This window comes from Micromonospora taraxaci, assembly GCF_007830095.1.
Classification (GTDB): domain Bacteria; phylum Actinomycetota; class Actinomycetes; order Mycobacteriales; family Micromonosporaceae; genus Micromonospora; species Micromonospora taraxaci.
The window spans coordinates 622725-644731 of the sequence record NZ_VIWZ01000001.1 but is presented as its reverse complement, the minus strand read 5'-3'; the positions used below and the strand labels follow the sequence as shown (position 1 = coordinate 644731).

The 22007-nt window shown below is 72.3% G+C and carries 18 protein-coding genes; 9 read left to right on the top strand and 9 right to left on the bottom strand.

All coding sequences use genetic code 11. The features are described 5' to 3' along the window. The first annotated feature begins 2 nt into the window (after window positions 1-2). Genes FHU34_RS03060 through FHU34_RS03050 form a run of 3 tightly spaced genes read left to right on the top strand, consistent with a single transcriptional unit; the run spans window position 3 to window position 2333 of the window. Window positions 3-551, top strand: a complete 549-nt coding sequence (locus FHU34_RS03060; protein ID WP_425280511.1) for a hypothetical protein — start codon at window positions 3-5, stop codon at window positions 549-551. After that, entirely contained in the window at window positions 548-1720 is a 1173-nt protein-coding gene (locus FHU34_RS03055) for a M23 family metallopeptidase (protein ID WP_145778593.1), read from the top strand. The genes FHU34_RS03060 and FHU34_RS03055 overlap by 4 nt, the downstream gene beginning before the upstream one ends. Before the next feature lie 13 nt (window positions 1721-1733). Further along, window positions 1734-2333 (top strand): hypothetical protein, encoded by a 600-nt coding sequence (locus FHU34_RS03050; RefSeq protein ID WP_145778592.1) that lies wholly within the window; start codon window positions 1734-1736, stop codon window positions 2331-2333. A gap of 2 nt (window positions 2334-2335) precedes the next feature. On the opposite strand, the gene FHU34_RS03045 is transcribed toward FHU34_RS03050, so the two are convergent. Beyond that, window positions 2336-2893, bottom strand: a complete 558-nt coding sequence (locus tag FHU34_RS03045; RefSeq protein ID WP_145778591.1) for a hypothetical protein — start codon at window positions 2891-2893, stop codon at window positions 2336-2338. 194 nt (window positions 2894-3087) lie between these two features. Between FHU34_RS03045 and FHU34_RS03040 the strand changes: the two genes are divergently transcribed. Together FHU34_RS03040 and FHU34_RS03035 are read left to right on the top strand one after the other, a co-directional pair. Continuing rightward, window positions 3088-5649, top strand: coding sequence for an FtsK/SpoIIIE domain-containing protein (locus tag FHU34_RS03040; protein ID WP_145778590.1), 2562 nt, complete (start codon window positions 3088-3090; stop codon window positions 5647-5649). Window positions 5650-5677: 28 nt separating this feature from the next. Then, on the top strand, window positions 5678-6397 hold the full coding sequence (locus tag FHU34_RS03035; RefSeq protein WP_145778589.1) for a hypothetical protein: 720 nt from the start codon (window positions 5678-5680) through the stop codon (window positions 6395-6397). A gap of 90 nt (window positions 6398-6487) precedes the next feature. On the opposite strand, the gene folE is transcribed toward FHU34_RS03035, so the two are convergent. The 4 genes from folE to FHU34_RS32820 all read right to left on the bottom strand — a co-directional run bounded on the left by folE (window position 6488) and on the right by FHU34_RS32820 (window position 10442). Next, window positions 6488-7153: a GTP cyclohydrolase I FolE gene (gene folE / locus FHU34_RS03030; RefSeq protein WP_145778588.1), complete on the bottom strand. Its 666-nt coding sequence runs from the start codon at window positions 7151-7153 to the stop codon at window positions 6488-6490. Window positions 7154-7188: 35 nt separating this feature from the next. Next, the gene (gene ftsH, locus FHU34_RS03025; RefSeq protein WP_145778587.1) at window positions 7189-9207 is read right to left on the bottom strand and encodes an ATP-dependent zinc metalloprotease FtsH; all 2019 of its coding nucleotides are present in this window, start codon (window positions 9205-9207) and stop codon (window positions 7189-7191) included. Window positions 9208-9628: 421 nt separating this feature from the next. After that, window positions 9629-10204 (bottom strand): hypoxanthine phosphoribosyltransferase, encoded by a 576-nt coding sequence (gene hpt / locus FHU34_RS03020; protein ID WP_030328005.1) that lies wholly within the window; start codon window positions 10202-10204, stop codon window positions 9629-9631. 100 nt (window positions 10205-10304) lie between these two features. Continuing rightward, window positions 10305-10442, bottom strand: a complete 138-nt coding sequence (locus FHU34_RS32820) for a hypothetical protein (protein WP_167524754.1) — start codon at window positions 10440-10442, stop codon at window positions 10305-10307. Between the two features lie 150 nt (window positions 10443-10592). On the opposite strand from FHU34_RS32820, the gene FHU34_RS03015 reads away from it, so the two are divergent. Beyond that, complete coding sequence (locus FHU34_RS03015) at window positions 10593-11555, top strand: GlxA family transcriptional regulator (RefSeq protein ID WP_145778586.1); 963 nt, start codon at window positions 10593-10595, stop codon at window positions 11553-11555. Between the two features lie 42 nt (window positions 11556-11597). On the opposite strand, the gene tilS is transcribed toward FHU34_RS03015, so the two are convergent. The 3 genes from tilS to dacB all read right to left on the bottom strand — a co-directional run bounded on the left by tilS (window position 11598) and on the right by dacB (window position 15246). Further along, window positions 11598-12590: a tRNA lysidine(34) synthetase TilS gene (tilS, locus tag FHU34_RS03010; protein ID WP_145778585.1), complete on the bottom strand. Its 993-nt coding sequence runs from the start codon at window positions 12588-12590 to the stop codon at window positions 11598-11600. Window positions 12591-12600: 10 nt separating this feature from the next. Beyond that, window positions 12601-13671: a zinc-dependent metalloprotease gene (locus FHU34_RS03005; RefSeq protein ID WP_088991339.1), complete on the bottom strand. Its 1071-nt coding sequence runs from the start codon at window positions 13669-13671 to the stop codon at window positions 12601-12603. Between the two features lie 105 nt (window positions 13672-13776). After that, window positions 13777-15246: a D-alanyl-D-alanine carboxypeptidase/D-alanyl-D-alanine endopeptidase gene (dacB, locus tag FHU34_RS03000; protein ID WP_145785418.1), complete on the bottom strand. Its 1470-nt coding sequence runs from the start codon at window positions 15244-15246 to the stop codon at window positions 13777-13779. Between the two features lie 79 nt (window positions 15247-15325). On the opposite strand from dacB, the gene FHU34_RS02995 reads away from it, so the two are divergent. Both FHU34_RS02995 and FHU34_RS02990 read left to right on the top strand, forming a co-directional pair. Further along, window positions 15326-15661, top strand: coding sequence for a hypothetical protein (locus tag FHU34_RS02995; RefSeq protein ID WP_145778584.1), 336 nt, complete (start codon window positions 15326-15328; stop codon window positions 15659-15661). 255 nt (window positions 15662-15916) lie between these two features. After that, on the top strand, window positions 15917-16423 hold the full coding sequence (locus tag FHU34_RS02990; RefSeq protein WP_145778583.1) for an inorganic diphosphatase: 507 nt from the start codon (window positions 15917-15919) through the stop codon (window positions 16421-16423). A gap of 31 nt (window positions 16424-16454) precedes the next feature. Here FHU34_RS02990 and eccD read toward each other — a convergent pair whose 3' ends face one another. After that, entirely contained in the window at window positions 16455-17858 is a 1404-nt protein-coding gene (gene eccD, locus FHU34_RS02985; RefSeq protein WP_145778582.1) for a type VII secretion integral membrane protein EccD, read from the bottom strand. Between the two features lie 101 nt (window positions 17859-17959). On the opposite strand from eccD, the gene eccCa reads away from it, so the two are divergent. Next, window positions 17960-21943, top strand: coding sequence for a type VII secretion protein EccCa (gene eccCa, locus FHU34_RS02980; protein WP_145778581.1), 3984 nt, complete (start codon window positions 17960-17962; stop codon window positions 21941-21943). The last annotated feature ends 64 nt before the right edge of the window (window positions 21944-22007 follow it).

Genomic DNA, 22007 nt, shown 5'->3' with positions numbered 1-22007 from the left:
TGATGCGACGGGCGCTGGAGTTTCTCTTCACCCGGGCGTTGCGGTCCCGGCTGGGCGTGGCGCTGGTCATCGCGGTACTCGTCTTCGGTGTGCTCGGCGCAGCCCGGTTGGTCTCCGGGCCCCTCGATCCGACGGACGGCTTGAGCAGCCGCCCGAACAAGCCGATCACCACAGTGGACCCGACGACCGGTGACGACGGGGTGCTCTCCAGCGAGGCTCCGCCGTCACCGGTGACGTCGCCCGGTGCCCGGACGCCCGAACAGACCGCAGACCGTTTCGCCAAGGCATGGCTGGGCCGCCCCGGGATGACCACGGAGGAGTGGCAGGCCGGACTCCGGCCGCTCTCCACGCCGGCCTTGAGCGAGAAGTTGGCCGGCGCCGAACCCGAGACTGTGCCCGCCGAGCAGGTCGCCGGCCCGCCGACCATGCGGGAGCGCACCGAGACCTTCGTCGAATTGCTACTTCCGCTGGACAACGGTCGGCTGCGGCTGGAACTCGTCACCTCCGACAAGGGGTGGATGGTCGACGTGGTGGATTGGGAGCGGCCATGACTGCCAGCAGGGGTCCCGCCCTCCGCAGGCCGGTGCGGGTCGGCGTGATCGCCACGATGCTCACCGGTGTGTTGCTTCTGCTCTGCTGCACCGGCGGGACCGCGGCGTTCTTCCTGAGTGGGCTCGGCGGCGACGCGGAGGACGGGGACAACCTGGCTGGCTGGGGTTGCGGACCGGTCCGTCCGGTGGACATCGTGGGCGAGTTGCCGCGGTTCGCCGAGTACGGCGACGCGCAGGTTCGCAACGCCGCGATCATCATCAAGGTCGGTCAGGACATGGGCGTCCCCTCGCGGGGTTGGGTGATCGCCCTGGCAACCGCGATGCAGGAGTCAGCCCTGCGCAACCTGGCGAACAGAGCCGAGCCCGAGTCCCTCAGCCTGCCGAACGAGGGCGTCGGGGCCGACCACGACTCGCTGGGGCTGTTCCAGCAACGGCCCGGTTGGGGGTCGGTCGCCGAGCGGCTGACTCCCTCGTATGCAGCTCGAAAGTTCTACGAGAAGTTGGTCAAGGTCCGCAGTTGGCAGCGCCGACCGCTGACGGTGGTGGCGCAGCAGGTCCAGGTCAGCGCCTATCCGGACGCGTACGCCAAGCACGAGGAGTTGGCCAGCAAGCTCGTGAACGCGCTGGCCGGCGGCGCGGCCCGCACCGTCGAGATCAACGGCAAGGCGGTGTGCGACGCGGCCGAGCGCGGCGAGATTGCTGCCTCCGGTTGGACCGCACCGATGCCCGGCGACGTCGGATCCGGCTTCCGCACCGCCAGCCGACCCAGTCACCACGGGGTGGACATCGGCGCGGCGAAGGGCACCGAGATACGCGCTGCGGCGGCCGGTCGAGTACTGGTCGCTGATTGCGACCCCGACAACAGGAATCGCCGGGACTGCAACGTCGACGGGTACCCGGACAAGGGCGGCTGCGGCTGGTACGTCGACCTGCTGCACGCCGGTGGCTACATCACCCGCTACTGCCACATGGTGGTCCAGCCGCGCGTCACGGTGCATCAGATCGTTGCGGCAGGCGACGTGATCGGGCAGGTGGGCAGCAGCGGCAACTCCTCCGGCCCGCATCTGCACTTCGAGGTGCACGAGCGCAACAACCGGAAGAGCTCCGGCGCCGTCGATCCGGTTCCGTTCATGCGCGAGCGGGGCGCCCCGCTGCGTGCCGCCGAGTGAGGCCACCGCAAGCATGACCGGACCGTTGCCGGACCCGTTCGCCGATCAGCCAGACTGGGCGCCCCGGCCGCCCCGGCCGCTGACCGTCGTGCCCGCCACCGAGCGGGTGGAGCTACGTGGGCGACGGGTGCTGGTAGGGCTGCCGGGGTTGGGTTGGCGAGGAGACCTGCGCGCGGACGACCGGGTGGTGCAGAACGCCCGGACCTACGTGCCGGTGATCCCCGAGCACGAGTGGTACCGGGCCGAAGCCGATCAGGTGGAGGTGTTCGCTCCGCTGGTGCCGGTCGAGCGGGTCTGGGTGGAGACGGTTGGCAGCCGCCCAGTGGCGGAGGGTGAGCGGGAGACCGGCATCCGGTTGGTCTCGCTGGACGGACCAGCACACCGGCCACCCACACCCGTCTTCGAGGCCGACGCGGTGACCGGTCGGCGGGTGGTGCACGTCGAGGGCGGCCTTGAACATCGCGACCTGCGGGCAGTCACCGAGACCTACTCGGGTGCGGAGGGAGACATCTGCGTCCGGATCACGCCGGAGGTGGAGTGGTACCGCTGGGCCTGGCGCGGCCAGTCACCCACCACCTTGGAGGTGCCGGTCCATCTGTTGTGGGTCGAATGACGTCAGCTGACCTTTGTTCCGCTGCAAACTCGCCAACCGTCGTCATCCCGCGTTCCAAACTGCCAGGGTTGGCGGTCGCTCTGATTAATCCCGTCCACACGAGCCGAGATGATCAACGTGACCTCGACAGCGGCGGACCGCCCCTGCTTCTTAACGCTGAGGCTCCCCCAACTGAGGGATATCGCTACATTGAAACGCTTCTCACGCTCAAGGAGGTCGCTCCGCAGGGTCCGGATAGCCTCCAACTGCGCCCCACCCTCGCAGGTGTAAAGGTCTGCTCTCGCGTCGTTGCGGTCCACGAGGAATGCGCGTAGGTAGTTGTCCACGGCCACGTCGGGTGCGCTGCGATCGGGGGCTGCCGCCCGGTTGTACAGCACGTAGCCCGTGACGGCTCCGGCCATGCAGAGCACAGCGAGGACCCCGGCGACGACCGTGAACACGGTCCGCATTCGACGGCGCGGCGGCTGAGGCGCCGGTGGTGCCGCAGCCGGCGGCAGCTGCTCGGACGGTGCCCGTTGGGCCGGTACGCGGGAGACCTGGGAACCGGCGGGGGGCTGCACTGATTCCACCTCCTGAAGTTATCGGCTGGACGCCTCGGAGCCAATGCCTCAGATCCAGCGGATCGTGACGGACCCCTCCCCACCGGTGAGATCCACGACATCCCCGGCGCACCGCCGAGGCACCTCCCGGAGGAGCGGACCCGGCTGGGATACCGTCTCTGCTGGGGAGGGGTTGCCAACCTCGGGCAGAGGGGGTGGACGCGGTGGCCGGTCCGAAGGCACGTACGAACCGCGCCGCAGCTCTGCACCGTCGGGCGGCGGCAGTCGCGACCGCCGCTGCCGGGATCCTGGACGAGACGCGACCGGCCCCGGCCGATCAACGCCGCCAGTACGAGGTGGCCGACCGTCTGCGCGAGGTTGCGGCACGACTGGCTCCGGGTTGGTCGGGTGCGGCACTGGACTCACTGACCGTGGACACTTCGGCGGGTGATGGTCCGCCGCTGTTCGTGCGGGTCGGCACGGCGGCGCCGTTGGATGACGCCCGATTTCCCGCGTTGGTGCCGTTGGTGGGCACCGGTCATCTGAGCGTGGACGCGGACGCCCGGGAGCCGCGGGTGGCGGGTCTGCTCCGGGCCGTACTCCTGCGGTTGTTGGGTGCGACACCGGCGGGTGCCCTGTTGGTTCGTGCGGTGGATGCCACTGGTTCGGTGCTGACGTCGTTCGGTCCGCTCGCCGATGCTGGCCTGTTGCCGCCGCCTGCGGTGGACGTGACGGGTCTGCGTGCGGTGCTGACCGAGGCGGAGCAATGGGTCACGCCGGGTGCGAGTGGGCGGCGTCGCCACGACCGCACGTTGTTGTTGGTGGTCGCGGCGTTGCCGGAGTCGACTGGCCCGAGCGACCTGGCACGGCTTGAGGCGCTGGCCGAGCAGGGCCCGGTGGCGGGGTTGCATCTGGTGGTGGCCGGTTGGCCCCCGGCCGGCCCGTACGCGGTCCGGGCGCCGCTCCCGCGTACCACCGCTGTGGCCTTGCGCAACGCGTACGCGTTGGTCGGCGATCCGCCGGGGGCGTCCTTCGCCGGGCCGGGCGCGGATCCCCCGGGTGGGTTGAACTCGCCGGTGTTCGTGGAGTCGGATCCGCCGGCCGAGTTGGTGGACGCGGTTTGTCGACGGCTGGCCGAGCAGGTGGAGGCGGGTTCACGGTTGGCGTTGGCGGCTCTGCTGCCGCCGACGGGTGAGCGTCTGTGGGAGTCGGACTCCGTGGACGGAATGACGACAACTGTCGGCGATGCCGGAGGCCGGTCGGTGCCGCTGGGCTTCACCGAGTTGACGCCGCACTGGCTGGTGAGTGGCCGTTCCGCAGGGGGCCGTGCGGCGTTCCTGACCACGGCGTTGCTGGGCCTGGCCGCCCGGTACGGCCCGGACGAGCTGTCGCTCTACCTGGCGGATCTCGGCGAGGGTGAGTCCTTCGTGGAGTTCCTGCAGACTGAGCGGGACCGGTCGTGGATTCCGCAGGTGCGGGCTGCCGCGATGGCCGCGGACCGGGAGTACGTGCGGGACCTGCTCGACGAGCTGACGGCCGAGGTGCGGAGGCGGGCGGAGGCGGCGGCGCGGGCCGGCGGGCAACGGTTCGCGGAGCTGCGTCAGCATCAGTCGCTGCCCCGAATCGTCTGTGTGGTGGAGAACGTGCCGTTGCTCTTCGCCGAGCGGGACCGGCTGGCCGCCGAGGTGGCGGCCCAGGTGGACGGGCTGGCCCGGTCCGGTCGGGCGTTCGGCGTACACCTGGTGTTGGCCGGCGCGGGTGAGCTGGGGTTGAGTGTCCGCGCGGACGCCGGTCACCGGGATTCGGTGCTCGGGCAGTTTCCGGTGCGGGTGGCGTTGCCGGGCGGCAGCCCGGTGCTGGAGCCGACGAACGACTCGGCGGCCGGCCTGCCGGTGGGCAGCGCGGTGGTCAACACCGCCGGAGGGCTCGGCGGTCCTCGGGGTGCGATCCGGGGTCACGAACGCCTGATCCGCTATCCGGACCCGCAGGACCACCCGGAGGTGGTGGAGGAGCTTCGGCACGAGTTGTGGGCGGCCCGCCCTGCCGGGTCGGTGCCGCCGGTGGTTTTCGCCGGTTACGCCCGACCTCTGCTGAGCAACGATCCGCGGCACCGGGCGGCGTTGGCCGGGCAGGCGCACGGGCCGGCCGCGCTGCTGGGCCGTGCGGTGGACCTGGCCCGCTCGACGGTCGCCGTGCCGTTGGGGCCGGCGGCCGGGCGTAACCTCGCGGTGCTGGGTTCGGGTGCCGCGGCGGGCGGGCTGTTGGCGACGGCCGCCCGGAGCACCGCCGACCATCATCCGCCGGGCACCGCTCGTTTTCTGGTGGCGGCACCGGATCCGAGCTCGCGGGCGCTGGCGGAGGCGTTGACCGCCGAGCTGGCCACCCGGCATTCGGCCGAGGTGGTGGACCTGCCGACGCTGCTGGCGGATTCGGCCGATGACCTGCCGACGTACCTGGTGGTCTTCGGTCTGGACCGGCCGGGCCCCCGGGAGTTGCCGGTGGACCGGCTGCGGGCGTTGCTGCGGGACGGGCCTCCGACCGGGAGGCACCTGCTGGGCTGGTGGCGTGCGGTGCCGCCGTTCGCGGCGTTGTTCGAGCCGGCGGGCGAGGTCGACAAGCTGGCCGCCGTGGTCGTGCTGGACGTGCCGGTCCCGCAGCTCACCGCCGTCTTCGGGCGACCGGTGGAGTGGCAGGTTCGCCCCGACCGGGCGGTGCTGTGGGACGGTCCCGACGAGCGGGGCCGGGTCCTGGTGCCGTTCGCTGACGAGACCGGCTGATCCGGTGGCGCGAGCGGGAGGTGTCGAGGTGGGTCCGAACGCGACGGTGACCGGGCCGGGACGGCAGCGGTCTGCTTCGGCGAACGGCGAGGTCACGCCGACGGCGGTCGAGCCCAGCGCGGTCTGGGCGGAGTACCTGGCCGCGGCGCGTCAGCTGGATGGGGTACGCCGCAGCGCGGCTGCCGCAGCCGGTGAGCAGGCCCGGTCGGCGGAGGCCGCCCGGGAGGAGCTGACGGCTGTCCGAACCGGGCTGGCGAGTCAGCAGGAGAGGCTGCGGGAGCTGGGCGTACCGGCGATCTCCCTGGTGCCGTCGCCGCCGGAGCTGACCGAGGCGGCCCGGTCGATGGCGGGCGGCCCGGCGGCGGTGCTGGCGGCGCTGCGGGCCGCGCGGGGTCGGGCCGAGGCGGCGGACGCGGCGTTGGGCACGCGCCGCCGGTTCCGGCCGGGGTCGTGGTCGGTCTGGGCGCGCAACCTCCTGGTGTACGGGCCGTTGGCGCTGGTGGTGCCGTTGATCCAGGTCGCGGTGTACGCGGCCACGGGCATCGGGCCGGCCACCGTGGCGGCGCTGATCTGTGGGCTGCCGATGCCGGCGGTCGCGTTCGTCGCCGGCTGGGTGGGCATCGGGCGGTTGTTCCGCGTCGGCCCGGCTGAGCGGCTGGACCGCACGGTGCGCTTCGGCGCGCTGGTGTGTCTGGTGCCGGCGGTGCTGGTCACGGCCGGTCTGCTGCTGGCCCTGCTCCCCGGCTGACCAGCGAGGGCTCGCGGGGCGCGGTTGGGGCAGGAACGGAACCGGCCGGCCGTCCCGGGAGGGGTCGGCCGGCCGTGGTGTGTCGGTGGGTCAGCGGGGGATGATCAGCGCCATCGCCTCGGCCCGCGACTTCGAGTCCGTCTGCAGGATGCCGCGCACCGCTGACGTGATGGTCTTGGCACCGGACTTCTGGATGCCGCGCATCGCCATGCACATGTGCTCGCACTCGAGCACGACGACGACCCCGCGTGGTTCGAGTTTGCTCATCAGCAGGTCGGCGACCTGGGAGGTGAGCCGCTCCTGCACCTGGGGTCGACGGGCGAAGACCTCGACCAGCCGGGCCAGCTTGGACAGGCCGGTGATCCGCCCGTCCGGGCCGGGGATGTAGCCGATGTGCGCGCTGCCCCGGAACGGCAGCAGGTGATGCTCGCAGAGGCTCATCACGTCGATGTCCCGGACGATCACCAGTTCTTCGTGGTTGGCCTCGAAGGTGGTGCTGAGGACCTGCGCCGGGTCGACCCGCAGCCCGGCGAAGAGCTCGGCGTACGCGCGGGCGACCCGGGCCGGGGTCTGTTGGAGCCCGTCGCGGTCCGGGTCCTCACCGACCGCGATCAGGATCTCGCGGACGGCCTTCTCGATCCGGCCCAGGTCGACGGCGTCCTCGACCGGGCGGCCGGTCAGCTTGCCGCTGATCAGCCGCGCGGCCACGTAGTCCAGCTCGTCGTCGCCGTCGGGTTCGGTCGCAGAGACGGCCAGCTCCCGGTGGGGGGAGCTGGCCGTCGGGTCGTTGCTCAGTGCGTGCCGTCCGAGTTGTTGGACGGCGCCCCACCGCCGACCGACGCCTGCGCGCCGTCAGCCTGGGCCTGCGCCTTGAGCTTGTCCTTCTCCGCAGGGGTGAGCACGGGCGGCTCGGTGGAGGGCTGGCGCTTGCCGAAGCCGTTGTACGGTGCCAGCGGCGGGCGCTTGACCACCCGGGAGCAGATCCGCGCCATGTCGGCGGTGGAGAGAGTCTCCTTCTCCATCAGCTCGAGCACGATGTTGTCCAGGACGTCCCGGTATTCCACCAGGATCTCCCAGGCCTCGTCGTGCGCCAGCTCGACCAGTGCCCGCATCTCGCCGTCGATCTCGGCGGCCACCGAGTCCGAGTAGTCCCGCTCGTGGCCCATGTTGCGGCCGAGGAACGGCTCGTCTCCGCTGGTGCCGTACTTGATCGCGCCGAGCTTGGAGCTCATGCCGTACTGGGTGATCATCGCGCGGGCCAGTTGGGTGGCCTTCTCGATGTCGTTGCCGGCACCGGTGGTCGGCTCGTGGAAGACCAGCTCCTCGGCGGCCCGACCGCCCAGCGCGTACGCCAGGGTGTCGATCATTTCGGCGCGCGTCTGGGTGTACTTGTCCTCGGTGGGGAGCACCAGGGTGTGGCCCAGCGAGCGGCCACGCGACAGGATCGTCACCTTGTGCACCGGCGCGGCGTGCGGCAGCGCCCAGGCGACCAGCGCGTGCCCACCCTCGTGGTACGCGGTGATCTTCTTTTCCTGGTCGCTCATCACGCGGGTCCGTCGCTGCGGACCCGCGATCACCCGGTCGATCGACTCTTCCAGCGAGTCGTTGGTGATCGCCCGCTGGTCCTTGCGGGCGGTGAGCAGGGCCGACTCGTTGATCACGTTGGCCAGGTCGGCGCCGCTGAAGCCCGGGGTACGCCGTGCCACCGAGTCGAGGTCGACGTCGGGGGTGAACGGCTTGCCCTTGGCGTGCACCCGCAGGATGGCCTTGCGACCCTCCATGTCGGGGGCGTCCACCGGGATCTGCCGGTCGAACCGGCCTGGGCGCAGCAGCGCCGGGTCGAGGATGTCCGGCCGGTTGGTGGCGGCGATCAGGATGACCCCGCCCTTGGTGTCGAAGCCGTCCATCTCGACGAGCAGCTGGTTGAGCGTCTGCTCCCGCTCGTCGTGACCGCCGCCCATGCCGGCGCCACGGTGCCGGCCGACGGCGTCGATCTCGTCGACGAAGACGATCGCCGGGGCGTTCGCCTTGGCCTGCTCGAAGAGGTCGCGGACCCGGCTCGCGCCGACACCGACGAACATCTCCACGAAGTCGGAGCCGGAGATGGAGTAGAAGGGCACCCCGGCCTCCCCGGCGACCGCGCGGGCCAGCAGGGTCTTACCGGTGCCGGGCGGGCCGAACAGCAGCACGCCCTTCGGGATCTTGGCGCCCAGAGCCTGGTACTTCGCGGGGTTCTGCAGGAAGTCCTTGATCTCGTGCAGTTCCTCGACGGCCTCCTCGGCACCCGCGACGTCCGCGAAGGTCGTCTTCGGAGTGTCCTTGGTGATCATCTTCGCCTTGGACTTGCCGAAGTTGAGCACCCGGGAGCCGCCGCCCTGCATCTGCGACATGAAGAACAGCAGCAGAAGGACGAGCAGCGCGATCGGCAGCAGGTTGACCAGCAGGCTCACCCAGATGCTGTCCGAGGAGACCTTGACGTCGGCCGGGCCGGTGACCCGGTTGGCCGCCTTGGCGTCCAGCACCTCGTTCCAGATCTGGTCGCCAGCCTGGTACGGGAACTGAGCCTCGATCTTGTCGGTCTCGGTCTTGCCGAACTTCGTCTTCTGAGCGAGGTCCAGTTGGACCGTCTGCTCCTTGTCCTGGAAGACGACCTTTTTGATTTTGGCGGTGTGCAGCTGATCGAGCGCAACGGAAGTGTCCACGCGGTGGTAGCTGGGACCAGCGGTGAACAGTTGACTGAGCACAACGGCGCCGAGGATGACCAGGATGATCCAGACCACCGGTCGGCGGAAGAAACGCGTACGTTCCATACTGTTGTCGAGCGCCGGGGCGCCCGCATCCTCCTGATCGACGTCCTGACCGTCTGATGGTGTCGCCGCGTGTGCGGCGGCCGGAGCCGCCGTGCGGGCCGGCCTCGACCCCGAGGCGCGAAAACTGCCGCGCCGCGGTCATTCGACGGTACACCGTGTACGCGAGGAGTGAGCTTGCGAGCCCCGCAGTCGTGCACCATCAAACGCCCCGGGTCGGAACCGGCGTGGCGGGGAGTCCGGCCCGGCCACCCGAACGCCCGGTCACGCGGTCGAGGGGGTCGGGCGCGGAGTAACCTCCGGGCCACCGTGGTCCACGGTAACCGCAACACCTGAGAGCGCGCTGAACGTCGGCTTGATGGATGCCGATGCGAATGGGCCTCATACCGCCGTCGAGCCGCCGCTACGGCTCGCAGCCGGGACGTCAGGAGCGGGCGTAGACCTCGGGCTTGAGCACGCCGACGTACGGCAGCTCTCGGTAGCGCTCACCGAAGTCCAGGCCGTACCCGACCACGAACTCGGTGGGGATGTCGAAGCCGACGTACTTCACCGGGACCGGCACCTTGACCGCGTCCGGCTTGCGGAACAGCGCGACCACCTCGACGCTCGCCGCCGAGCGTGACTCCAGGTAGCGCAGCAGCCAGGAGAGGGTGAGCCCGGAGTCGACGATGTCCTCGACGACCACCACGTGCCGACCGGCGATGTCCCGGTCCAGATCCTTGAGGATGCGGACCACGCCGGACGAGGTGGTGCCCTGGCCGTAGGAGGAGATGGCCATGAAGTCCAGCTCGGCCGGCGGGCCGTTGCGGCCCAACGCCCGGGCGAAGTCCGCCATGAACATCACCGCACCCTTGAGTACGCACACCAGCAGCAGTCCGTCGCCCACGTGGGCGTAGTCGGCGGAGACCTGCTTGGCCAGCTCCGCCGTCTTCTCGCGGATCTGCGCCTCAGAAATGATCACGTGGTCGATGTCGGCGTCGTACCAGGAGCCGTCAGCCATGACTCCTAGCCTGCCGTACGTCGGATGGCCTCCGTCGGCGGGGCCGCACCTTTTGGCGCGGTCCCGCCAAGGATTTTCTACGCAAATCGAGCTAATCACATCAGTTGGTACGGGAACGCCATCGGCGACCGTCATCGCTCGGCTTCCAGTCGGCCGAATCGTGGCTGTCCGCGGTGAGCCCGGCCGCCGAGGCGGCGGCGAGCAGGACGAGGAACAGGAGAAGGAACAGGAACTCCATGGCGGCGCTCGCTTTCGCATGGTTGCTGTCGGTTTCGCCGCCGGTGCGCACCGGACTGAGACCAGTCTGCGCCCACCCGAACCGCCCGGACAGTGGCAGGAATGCCAGTGACCATCGATTTACTGCCACCTGTCGGGTTACCCTCGTCACATGCTCCGATCCGTTGCCGTCCTCGCCCTCGACCAGGTCGCTCCGTTCGAGCTCGGCGTGCTCGCCGAGGTGTTCGGCACCGACCGCACCGCCGACGGATTCCCCGGCTACCGCTTCCAGGTGTGCAGCCCCGACGGCGCTCCGGTGCGAACGTCGTCCGGCTTCCACCTCACGCCACACGCCGACCTCGGGCCGGTCGACGAGGCCGACCTGGTCGCCGTACCCGCGCACAGCCAGGGCACCACCGTCCCCGGCCCGGTGCTCGACGCGCTCCGCCGTGCCGACGCGCGCGGGGCGTACCTGTTCAGCGTCTGCTCCGGGGCCTTCCTGCTCGGCGCGGCCGGGCTGCTCGACGACCGGGAGTGCACGACCCACTGGCGGCACGTGGACGAGCTGCAACACCGGCACCCCCGCGCCCGCGTGCGGTGCAACTCGCTCTACGTCCAGGACGGTCGGCTGCTCACCAGCGCCGGCACGGCGGCCGGCATCGACGCCTGCCTGCACCTGATCCGCCAGGAGCACGGCTCGGCCACGGCGACCCGGCTGGCCCGGCGGATGGTGGTCCCGCCGCACCGCGACGGCGGCCAGTCCCAGTACGTCGAGGCGCCCATCCCGAAGGCACCCGAGGCACCCACCCTGGAGCCGGTGCTGGAGTGGCTGATGGGCCACCTGGACCGGACGATCACCGTGGAGGAGTTGGCCGCGCGCGCTGGCATGGCACCCAGGACGTTCGCCCGCCGCTTCCGCGCCGAGACCGGCACCACCCCGCACGACTGGCTCACCAACCAGCGGGTGTTACTGGCCCGCCGGCTGCTGGAGGAGACCCCGTTGAGCGTGGAGGCAGTCGCCGACCAGGCCGGCTTCGGCGACGCGGCGGCGCTGCGCCACCACTTCAGCCGCCGGGTCGGCGCCACCCCACACAGCTACCGGACCACCTTCCGGGACCGGGCACACAGCGGCTGACAGCGGCTCCGCCGACCGCGACCCGGCCCGGCAGGCGGCGTTTCAGCCGACGGCTACGGGGGCCAGCCGGTCGGCGCGGCGGAGGACCCGGACGCCGCCGGGCAGGTCCGTCGGGCCCTGACCGTGCCAGGCGGTGACCAGAGCGTCCAGCGCGCCGACGTGCCGGTGCGACAACGCACCCGGCTGGGCGCCCAGCTCCCGCGCCCAGGCGTGCAGCACCCGGCCGCGTACCGCAGGGGTCAGGGCGAGCAACGCCGGCGCGGAGAGCCCTCCGTCGGGGTGCCGAGCCGCCGTCAGCGCCGTCCCCGCCAACTCGTCGAGCGCGGCGTTGTCGGCCGCCACCAACCGGGCGGTACGCGCGAGGTTGTCCACCACCCCGGGCCCGAGCGCCCGCACCAACGCCGGGAGCAGGTCGGCCCGTACCCGGGACCGGGCGTACGACGGGTCGGTGTTGTGCGGGTCCTGCCACGGGTTCAACCCGAGCACGGCGCACGCGGCGCGCGTCTCGTCCCGGCCGATCTCCAACAGCGGACGCAGCAGCGGCACACCGTCCAGCTCACGCCGGGCCGGCATCCCCGCGAGCCCGCGTGGACCGGCACCCCTGGCGAGCGCGAGCAGCACGGTCTCCGCCTGGTCGTCACGTGTGTGCCCGGTGAGCACAGCTACCGCGTCGTGCTGCCGGGCGGCCTCGGCCAGTGCCTCGTACCGAGCGTCCCGAGCAGCCGCCTCCGGCCCACCCGGACGCCCCGCCACCTCCACCCGGGCCACCGACGCGGCCGTGAAACCGGCTTCACGGGCCCACGCGGCCACCGCCTCGGCGCGCTCCGCGGAGCCGCTCTGCAGGCCGTGGTCGACGCTGACGAGCACCGTGCCGCGACCCAGACGGGGTGCCACGAACACGGTGGCCGCCGCGAGAGCAAGCGAGTCGGCGCCGCCCGAGCACGCGACCAGCACCGGCCCCTCCGAAGGCAGACCGGTCAGAGCACGGCGGACCGCCACCCGGATCGCGGCCACCGGCGGAGCGAGCACGGCCACCGTCGGGTGGTCAGCCAGCGGCCGGGATGGTGCCGGCCGGACCGTGCACCCGGGCGACCCAGGCGTCCGGGTCGCCGAGCTCCGACAGCCGGGGCAGCGTGAGCGGCGAGTTGAAGATGGAGTTGAAACCCTCCATGCCGACCCGCTCCACCACACCGTGCACGAACTTGCGCCCCTCGGCGTACTGGCGCATCTTGACGTCCACCCCGAGCAGCCGACGGATCGCCTTCTCCAGCGGGTTGCCAGCCTCACGGCGGCGGTTGAACGACGCCCGGATCCGCTCCACGCTCGGGATCACCTGGGGCCCGACGCCGTCCATGACGAACTCGGCGTGCCCCTCCAGCAGGGTCATCAACGCGGTGAGCCGGTCCAGCACGGCCCGCTGCGCCGGGGTCTGCACGATGTCCAGCACGCTGGTGCGGCTGTCCTGGTCGCGGACCGCCTCGGACAGGGTGGCCACCCCGCGCCGCAAGCGCTCGACCAGGTGCTCGCTCCCGCTGGACGAGGCGTCGACGAACGCCTGCACCTCGCTCAGGAAGTAGGCCCGCATCCACGGGACTGCCGTGAACTGGGTCCGGTGGGTCACCTCGTGCAGACAGACCCAGAGGCGGAAGTCCCGTGGGTCGGCGCCGAGCTTGCGCTCCACCTCGACGATGTTCGGCGCGACGAGCAGCAGTTGGCCCGGGTCGGCTGAGAAGACCTCGTACTGGCCGAGCACCCGGCCGGAGAGGTAGGCCAGCACCGTCCCGGCCTGCACCCCGGTCAACCTGGACCCGATCGCCTCGGTCAACGCGCCCGGCTGCTTGTCACCGGAGAGCCGGCTCACCAGCGGGGTGATCACCTCACGGAGGCCGGCGATGTTGGTCGCCGCCCAGTCGCGGCGGTCGACCACCCGCACCGGCGGGTGTGACACCTGCGCCGTCAACCCCGTGTAGTCGGCCACGTGCCCGGCCGCCTCGTCGGTCAGCCGCCGCAGGTCGCCGACCACGTCGGTGGCCTCGGCGTACGACACCCGGGGGCCCGACTTGCTCAACGCCCCCGCGGTGGCGGCGGCCAGATCCCAGTCCACGAACTGCGCCATGAACCCACCGTACCCGCGCCGCGACACCCCGGCCCGGCCTCGCGTCCTCGATCGACGCCGATGGCCGGTCCGGCAGGGGGCCGGACGACCCCGGCTCGGCGACCGTCAGCCGCAGCCGCAGCCGGCCAACGCGGCGGTGATCCGGTCCAGCGCCGGTTGGGCGGTCTCCTTCCCGCCCGGCACCTGGTCGGTGAGCACGGCGAAGGTGAGCAGCCGACCGTCGGCGGTGGTGACCAGGCCCGCGATGGAGTGCACGGCGGTCAGCGTGCCGGTCTTGGCCCGGACGCTGCCCGCACCGGCGGCGGTGCCGGGGGTGTTCCGGTAGCGCTCGTCCAGGGTCCCGGACCAGCCGCCCACCGGCAGACCGCCGAACACGCCGGCCAACTCCGGATGGTCCGGACTGGCCGCCAGCCGGATCAGGTCGGTCAGCAGCGACGGGCTGATCCGGTTGCGGCGGGACAACCCGCTGCCGTCGGAGAGCGTGATCTCGTCGGCCGGCAGACCCAGCTCGGCCACCTGCGCGTCCATCGCGGCGGCGCCACCGTCGAACGAGGCCGGTTGGTTACGGGCCAACGCGACCTGGCGGGCCAACGCCTCGGCCACCAGGTTGTCGCTCTCGCTGATCATGATGTCGACCATCCGGATCATCGGCGGGGACTGCACCACGCCCAGCTCGGCACCGGGCGCCGGGGTGCCACCGGCTGCGGCCTGGGCCGGAGCCGGTGCCGTGCCACGCTTCACGGTGTCGGTCGGCACGCCGAGCAGCCGGGCGAACGCCTTGCCGGCGGCCAGGTCCGGTTCGGCGAACCGCGCGGCCGCCCCGTGGTCGACGCTCGGGTCCCTGCGCGCGCCGTCGGTCATCAACGCCGTCACCGCGCCGCCGGACCCGCCGGTGGGGATGTCGTCGTCCCAGCCCGGGCCGTAGACCGGGCCGGAGTAGACCGACCCGTCGACGGTCACACTGGTCGGGGTGGCCCCGCCGAGCGCGGTGCGCACCTGGGCAGCCAGGTCGTCCAGGCGTGCCGCCCCCGGGTAGTAGCCCTTCTTGTCGATCGCCAGGGTGGGATCGCCGCCCCCGATGATCACCACTTCGCCGGCCTTCGCACCGGCGACGGCGCGGGTGGGTATCCGGTAACCGGGTCCACGGGCGGCCAGCGCGGTCACCCCGGTCGCCAGCTTGGTCACCGAGGCGGGGACCGTGCCGTCGTCCGCGCCCTTGGCGAACAGTGTCTGGCCGGAGATCACGTCGGCCACCGAGACGTTCACCCGGCTGCCGAGTGCGGCGACGCCGACCAGCGGGTCGAGCACGGCACGAACCCCGTCGGCGGTGGGCAACGGCGCGTTCGCGTCCGGGCCGGCCAGCACGTCCGACGGATCGGGATCCGGGGTCACAGCGGCAGCCTTCGGGCCGGACCCGGCGTCGTCGCCCAGCCAGCCGGCGACAGGGCCGGGTCGGGTGACGACGACTCCGACGCCGGCGAGCACCAGCAACAGCACGACGGCCAGCACCACCGGCAGCCGCCGACGGCGGCCCGGCGTGACGGGCGCGGGCGCGGCATCGGCGGACGCGGGCAGCGCGGAGATCGGCGGGCCCAGCGGCGGGACGCCGCCGGGAGTGTTCGGGGCGTGGCCGGACGCCGGGCTGAGCGGCGCGGTGCTCACCGGGACCGAGGCACTGCCGCGCGACGAACCGCCCGGCGCGGGACTGACCGGCACCGACGCACTGCCCCTCGGCGAACCGCCCGAAACGGGACTGACCGGAACCGACGCACTGCCCCGCGGCGAACCGCCCGACGCCGGGCTGACCGGCACCGAGGCGTTTCCCTGCGGCCTGCCGCTCGCCGGTCGGTCACCGCCGAGCACCGGGAAGCGACCGTTGTTCGGGCCGGGAGGGGGTGACCCGCCCGGCGGGCGCCAGGGCAGCGGCGGAGGCCTCTCGGGCGACGCCTCCGGCGGCTGGTTCGCCGGCTCGGGAGTCCGTGGAAGGTGAGCCTCAGGCACCGGGACGCGACCCGTCGCACCGCCGGAACCGGATCGTCCGGTACCGTGCCCGGAGCCCCCGTCCGGGCGGTAGTGTGAATCTTCCCTCCCCACGACCCCCTCCTCCCCCAGCGAAAATCGGCTTGGGTGACACTACTTCGGTCCGAAGACTATGCGGCGGCCGGAGTCGGCGGGTGGGCATTCACCTGTCCGGAGGGCGCCAGTGGTTCCGTTAGCCAGCGTGGGCAGACGAGGGAGCGTGCAGATGGATTTCGACGTTACGGTTGAGATCCCGAAGGGTCACCGGAACAAGTACGAGGTGGACCACAAGACCGGCCGGATCCGGTTGGACCGCACCCTCTTCACCTCCACCCAGTACCCGGCCGACTACGGGTTCATCGAGGGCACTCTGGGTGAGGACGGCGATCCGCTGGACGCCCTGGTGCTGGTCCCCGAGCCGACCTTCCCGGGTTGCCTGATCCGCTGCCGCACCATCGGCATGTTCCGGATGACCGACGAGAAGGGCGGGGACGACAAGGTCCTCTGCGTGCCCTACGAGGACCCTCGCCAGGAGCACCTGCGCGACATCCACCACCTCGGCGAGTTCGACCGGCTGGAGATCCAGCACTTCTTCGAGGTCTACAAGGACTTGGAGCCCGGCAAGTCGGTGGAGGGCGCGACCTGGGTCGGCCGCACCGAGGCCGAGGCCGAGATCCACGCCTCCTACCAGCGGGCCAGGGACGCCGAGGCGCGCGGCGAATCCCTGCACTGACGACCGTTGACGCACCGGGCCCGGTGGCCGCTCAACCGAGCAGCCCCCGGGCCCTGTCGTACAGGTCGAGCACCGCGCAGGCGATCGGCACCACGGCGACCACCAGCGCCGTGTCGGTGAGGTCGGCAGCCCGTCCGACGTACGGGGAGACTGGCCGGCGGGCGTACCCGGTGCCGGCGGCGATCGTCACCAGGGCCAGCACCGCGCCACCCAGGACCAGCGCGAGCCGCGCCGGCTCGTCGACCCGGCCGACCAGTACGGTGCCGAGCATCGCGTAGCCGGCGAGGCCGGCGAGCACCGTCGGAACCCGGTGCCGCAGCGCCACGAACAGTCGAGAGCGCAGCAGCAGCACGGCCGAGGTGACCGCCACGAGCACCCGGCCGGCCGTTCCACCGACGACCCCTAGTACGACCGCTGCGGCCACCGCCAGCACGGCGTGCCCGATCAACATGCCGGTGAGCATCTCCTCGGTACGGATCACCGCGGCGTGCACCCGGCCGCGGTCCGGGAGATCGCGGGCCCGCGCGGGCTCGTCCACGGGGGCCGAGGTCGGCAGGGTGATGGGCGGCAGGGGCAGCTTGCCCAGCCGGATGGCCAGCAGCGGGATCACGCCGACGGCGAAGACCAGCGCGCTGAGCAGCACCGCCGCCGTGCCGGCCGGGGTCAGCAGCAGCCCGCCGAGCGCAGCACCGGCACCGGTCAGGCCGACCGTGACGCCGGCGACGAAGACCCGTAGCCGGCTGGCCACCCCGAGTAGGCCGATCAGCGCCACCAGCAGCAGTGCCACCGAGCCGGCCAGCAGTTCGGGGGCGCCCACCCAGCGGGCCGGGCCGAACGGCGCGACCGGGTCGCCGGAGCCGACCGCGAGGGCGCCGGCCGTGAACGCGTACGGCAGCGCGTAGCCGCCCAGCGTCGCCCCGGTCGTTCCGTCGCCGTTGGCGCGGGAGGCCACCGCGCCGGCCACGGTGAGCACCAGCGCCACCGCGGCGGCCGCCAACCAGCCGGGCCGGTGCGTCGGGCCGCTGACGAACAGGGCCAGCAGTCCGACGGCGAGCGGGACGGCGGCACCGGCCAGGCTGGCGACGCGGGTGGCGGTGGGCGACCAGGCACCGCCTCGGCGGCGGGCGCCGTCGGCGATCGCCTCGACCACGTCGTCGTACTCCAACTCGGGCCAGTGCGCACGGGCCGGCACCAGGTGCAGCACCTCGCCGTCGCGGACACCCTGCGGCAACAGCGCCTGGGCGGTCGCGAGCACCCCGCCGTCGGTGCGGCGCAGGACCCAACCGCCGTGCTGCTCGCCGTCGTCGGCCAACCCGACGCCGGCGTGTCGGAGCACGTCAGGCAGCAGTTCGGCCAGGGGCACCTGCTCCGGCAGGGCGACGTCCAGCCGTCGTTGCGGCGCGCTGATGGTGACGCGGGCCAGCCCGGTAGTCATCGACTGGTCTCCATATCGACGGGGGTCGGAGGCTGCGCGGACGACAGGACTTTACCTACCATGAGTCCAGCTCGGGTTACCCAGCGCTGTCAGGAGGCCGAGTGTCCACCGTCGTCATCAAGCGTCCGCCGCGCCGACCAGCGCCGGAAATCCCCGCCGGCGAACTGCCGGTGGAGGCGCCGCCGGAGATTCCGGTGGTGACCGGCGGGCGATGGCAGCAGATGCTCATGCTGCTGCCGATGCTCGGCGGCACTGTCGCGATGGCGATGATGTTCGGCCGGGGCGGCGGCGCCTACTCGTACGTGGTGGGCGGGATGTTCGGGCTCTCCTCGCTGGCGATGTTGGTGACGTCCTGGGGCAGCGCCTCCGGCACACCGAAGAAGTCCGAGATGATGGCCGCCCGGCGGGAGTACCTGCGGCACCTGGCCACGCTGCGGCGGCGGGTGCGGCGGACCGCCGGCCAGCAGCGGGCGGGGCTCTTCTACCGGCATCCCGACCCGGGTCGGCTCTGGTCGACGGTCGACAGCCACCGGGTCTGGGAGCGGCGACCGGGCGACCCGGATTTCGCGGTGGTCCGCGTCGCCGTCGGGCCGCAGACCCTGGCCACCCCGCTCGTCGCACCGGTGACCCGGCCACTGGAGGAGCTGGAACCGATGACCGCCGGCGCGCTGCGTCGCTTCCTGGACGCGTACTCGGTGGTGCCGGACCTGCCGGTGGCCCTCTCGCTGCGCAGCTTCGCCCGGGTGCACGTCCGATCCGCCGGCCGGGCCGCGGGTGGCGCCCCCACGACCGGCGGCCCACCCACCGGTGACCCGGTGGCGCAGGCGTTGGTCCGGGCCGTGCTGACCCAGCTGGCGGTCTTCCACGCTCCCGACGAGCTCCTCGTCGCGGTCTGCGCCGGACCGGAACGCCGCGCCTGCTGGGAATGGGTGAAGTGGCTGCCACACGCACATCACCCCAGCCGCACCGACGCGCTCGGCCCGCTGCGACTGGTGACCAGCTCCGCCGCCGAGCTCGAAGGGCTGCTGGCGGACGTGCTGGCCAGCCGCTCCCGATTCAGCCCGGCCGGGCCGGCCACCGACGGCCCGCACGTGGTGGTCGTCCTCGACGGCGGCGAGTTGACCGGCGCCAGTGATCTGACCGGTGACGGCGGCATCGACGCGGTCACCGTGCTGGACCTGGACACTCCCCCGCCTCGGCTGCTCGACCGGTACGCGCTGCTGCTGGAGTTGCACGGCCGACGACTGCACTCGCGGTCGACCGACGGGCATGCCGACGTCGGCACCGCCGACCAGCTCGACCTCGCCGACGCCGAGGCGGTCGCCCGACGGTTGGCCCCACTCCGGCTCGCCGGCGCGGCCCGTGGGCCCGATTCCCCACTCCAGGCCGACCTGGGCCTTCCCGAGCTGCTCGGCCTCGGCGACCCGGAGAGCTTCACGGCCGAGCAGGGCTGGCTGCCGCGCTCGGCACGGGAGCGGCTGCGGGTGCCGATCGGGGTGGGCACCGACGGCGGTGCCATCGAACTGGACCTCAAGGAGTCCGCCCAGGACGGAATGGGCCCGCACGGCCTTCTCATCGGGGCGACCGGTTCCGGTAAGTCCGAGCTGCTCCGCACGCTGGTGCTGGGGTTGGCCGCCACGCACAGCTCCGAGCAGCTCAACTTCGTGCTGGTCGACTTCAAGGGCGGCGCCACCTTCGCCTCGTTCGACAGGTTGCCGCACACGGCGGCCGTGATCACCAACCTGGCCGACGCGCTGCCGCTGGTCGACCGGATGGTCGACGCGATCAACGGGGAACTGGTCCGCCGGCAGGAACTGCTCCGCCGCGCCGGCAACTTCGCCAGCGTGCGCGACTACGAGCGGGCCCGCGCAGCCGGCAGCCCGCTGGCCCCGCTGCCGTCGCTGCTGCTGATCTGCGACGAGTTCTCCGAACTGCTCTCCGCCAAGCCCGACTTCATCGACCTGTTCGTGCAGATCGGCCGGCTGGGCCGCTCACTCGGTGTGCACCTGCTGCTCGCCAGTCAGCGCCTCGAGGAGGGACGGCTTCGCGGGCTGGACACCCATCTCTCGTACCGGATCGGTCTGCGGACCTTCTCCGCGCTGGAGTCCCGCACCGTGCTGGGGGTGCCGGACGCCCACGAGTTGCCCCGCTCGCCAGGTCACGGTTATCTGCGCGCCGGCACCGACCCGTTGGCCCGGTTCAAGGCCGCGTACGTGTCCGGTGCCGTCCGCCGGCGGACGGTGGCGGCCGGCGCCACCGTCGAGGGTGGCGCCCGGCTGCTCACCTTCACCACGCACGCCGTACCCGTGCCCGAGCCGGCGACCCCGGTCGTGCCCGTCGTGGCCGAGGAGGAGGGCCGGGAGACCCTGCTCGACCTCCTGGTGGACCGGCTTGTCGGGCAGGGTCCGCCGGCGCACCAGGTCTGGCTCCCCCCGCTCGGTCAACCGCCGACAGTGGACGAGCTGCTCGGCCCGGTGGGGGTCGACCCGGTACGCGGCCTGACCGTGGACAACCCGGAGCTGCACGGCGCGCTCAGCGTGCCTATGGCCGTGGTGGACAAACCGTTGGAACAGCGTCGGGACCTGCTCTGGCTGGCGCTGGACGGCGCTGCCGGGCACGTGGCGGTGGTCGGCGCGCCGCAGAGCGGCAAGTCGACGGCGCTGCGCACGCTGATCTGTGCGCTGGCGCTCACCCACACGCCGGCCGAGGTGCAGGTCTACTGCCTGGACTTCGGTGGTGGTGGGTTGGCCGCGCTACGCGACCTCCCGCACGTGGGCGGGGTCGCCGGTCGGGCCGACCCGACCGCCGTACGGCGCACCGTCGGCGAGATGACCACTCTGCTGGCGGATCGGGAGCGCCGCTTCGCGGAGTTGGGTGTGGAGTCGATGGCCGTGTACCGGCAGCGCCGAGCCGCGGCGGGGACGACCAACCAACCGGGTATCGATCCGTTCGGTGACGTGTTCCTGCTGGTCGACGGTTGGAGCACCGTCCGAGGTGAGTACGACGACCTGGAGCCCCTGGTCACCGACCTGGCCACCCGGGGCCTGTCGTACGGGGTGCACGTGGTCGCCACCGCGCTGCGCTGGCTGGACTTCCGTCCGGCGATCCGGGACCTGTTCGGCTCACGGCTGGAGTTGCGCCTCGGTGACCCGTCCGACTCGCTGGTGGCGAGGCGTGCGGCCGCGAACGTGCCGGAGCGCGCCGGCCGGGGGGTGACGGCGGAGGGCCTGCACTTCCTCACCGCGTCACCGCAGCTCGGTGCCGCCGCCGGGGACACCGCGGATCTGGTGAAGCGGGCCGCCGACGGGTGGGCGGGTCCTCCGGCGCCCCGCGTGCGGCTACTCCCGCCCGTGCTGCCGTACGCCGATCTGGGCCTCGCCGCGACGACCGGCCTGCGGTTGCCGATCGGGATCGCGGAGGCGGACCTGCGCCCGGTGTCGCTCGACTTCGCCACCGAGCCGCATTTTGTGGTCTTCGGGGACTCGGAGTGCGGCAAGTCGTCGTTCCTGCGGGCGCTGGCCACGTCGATCATCACGCGGTTCACGCCCGAGCAGGCTCGGGTGATCCTTGTCGACTACCGGCGCAGTCTGCTCGGCGCGATCGAGACGCCGCACCTGATCGGGTACGGCACCGCCGCGGCACACACCGCCGACCTGATCGAGTCGGCTGCCGGTTACCTGGAGCGGCGGGCCCCGGGGCCGGAGGTCACCCCGCAGCAACTTCGGGACCGCTCCTGGTGGTCCGGCCCGGAGCTGTTCGTGCTGGTGGACGACTACGACCTGGTGGCGGCCGGGCCCGCGAACCCTCTGCGGGCGTTGGAGGAGCACCTGCCGCACGCCCGCGACGTCGGGCTGCACCTTGTGCTGGCCCGCCGGTCGGGTGGCGCGGGCCGCGCCCAGTACGAGCCGATCGTGCAGCGGCTGCGGGAGTTGTCCACCGCCGGTCTGGTGATGGCGGGCAGTCCGGACGAGGGCGCGCTCGTCGGGCCGGTACGCCCCGGCCCGCTGCCGCCGGGGCGTGGTCGACTGGTCACCCGGCGGGAGGGCGTACGCCTCGTCCAGCTGGCACAACTTCCGCCACCATGACCTGACTCGCCGGTTCCTCCCGTGACAGGTGAGGAAACCGGTAATCTCCGATCGTCATGGTTCC

Excerpts from the sequence above, each read along its gene's own strand:
- FHU34_RS03060 (WP_425280511.1), top strand. The coding sequence starts at position 3 with ATGCGACGGGCGCTGGAGTTTCTCTTCACCCGGGCGTTGCGGTCCCGG.
- FHU34_RS03055 (WP_145778593.1), top strand. The coding sequence starts at position 548 with ATGACTGCCAGCAGGGGTCCCGCCCTCCGCAGGCCGGTGCGGGTCGGC.
- FHU34_RS03050 (WP_145778592.1), top strand. The coding sequence starts at position 1,734 with ATGACCGGACCGTTGCCGGACCCGTTCGCCGATCAGCCAGACTGGGCG.
- ftsH (WP_145778587.1), bottom strand. The coding sequence starts at position 9,207 with ATGGAACGTACGCGTTTCTTCCGCCGACCGGTGGTCTGGATCATCCTG.
- hpt (WP_030328005.1), bottom strand. The coding sequence starts at position 10,204 with ATGGCTGACGGCTCCTGGTACGACGCCGACATCGACCACGTGATCATT.
- FHU34_RS32820 (WP_167524754.1), bottom strand. The coding sequence starts at position 10,442 with ATGGAGTTCCTGTTCCTTCTCCTGTTCCTCGTCCTGCTCGCCGCCGCC.
- FHU34_RS03015 (WP_145778586.1), top strand. The coding sequence starts at position 10,593 with ATGCTCCGATCCGTTGCCGTCCTCGCCCTCGACCAGGTCGCTCCGTTC.
- FHU34_RS03005 (WP_088991339.1), bottom strand. The coding sequence starts at position 13,671 with ATGGCGCAGTTCGTGGACTGGGATCTGGCCGCCGCCACCGCGGGGGCG.
- FHU34_RS02990 (WP_145778583.1), top strand. The coding sequence starts at position 15,917 with ATGGATTTCGACGTTACGGTTGAGATCCCGAAGGGTCACCGGAACAAG.
- eccD (WP_145778582.1), bottom strand. The coding sequence starts at position 17,858 with ATGACTACCGGGCTGGCCCGCGTCACCATCAGCGCGCCGCAACGACGG.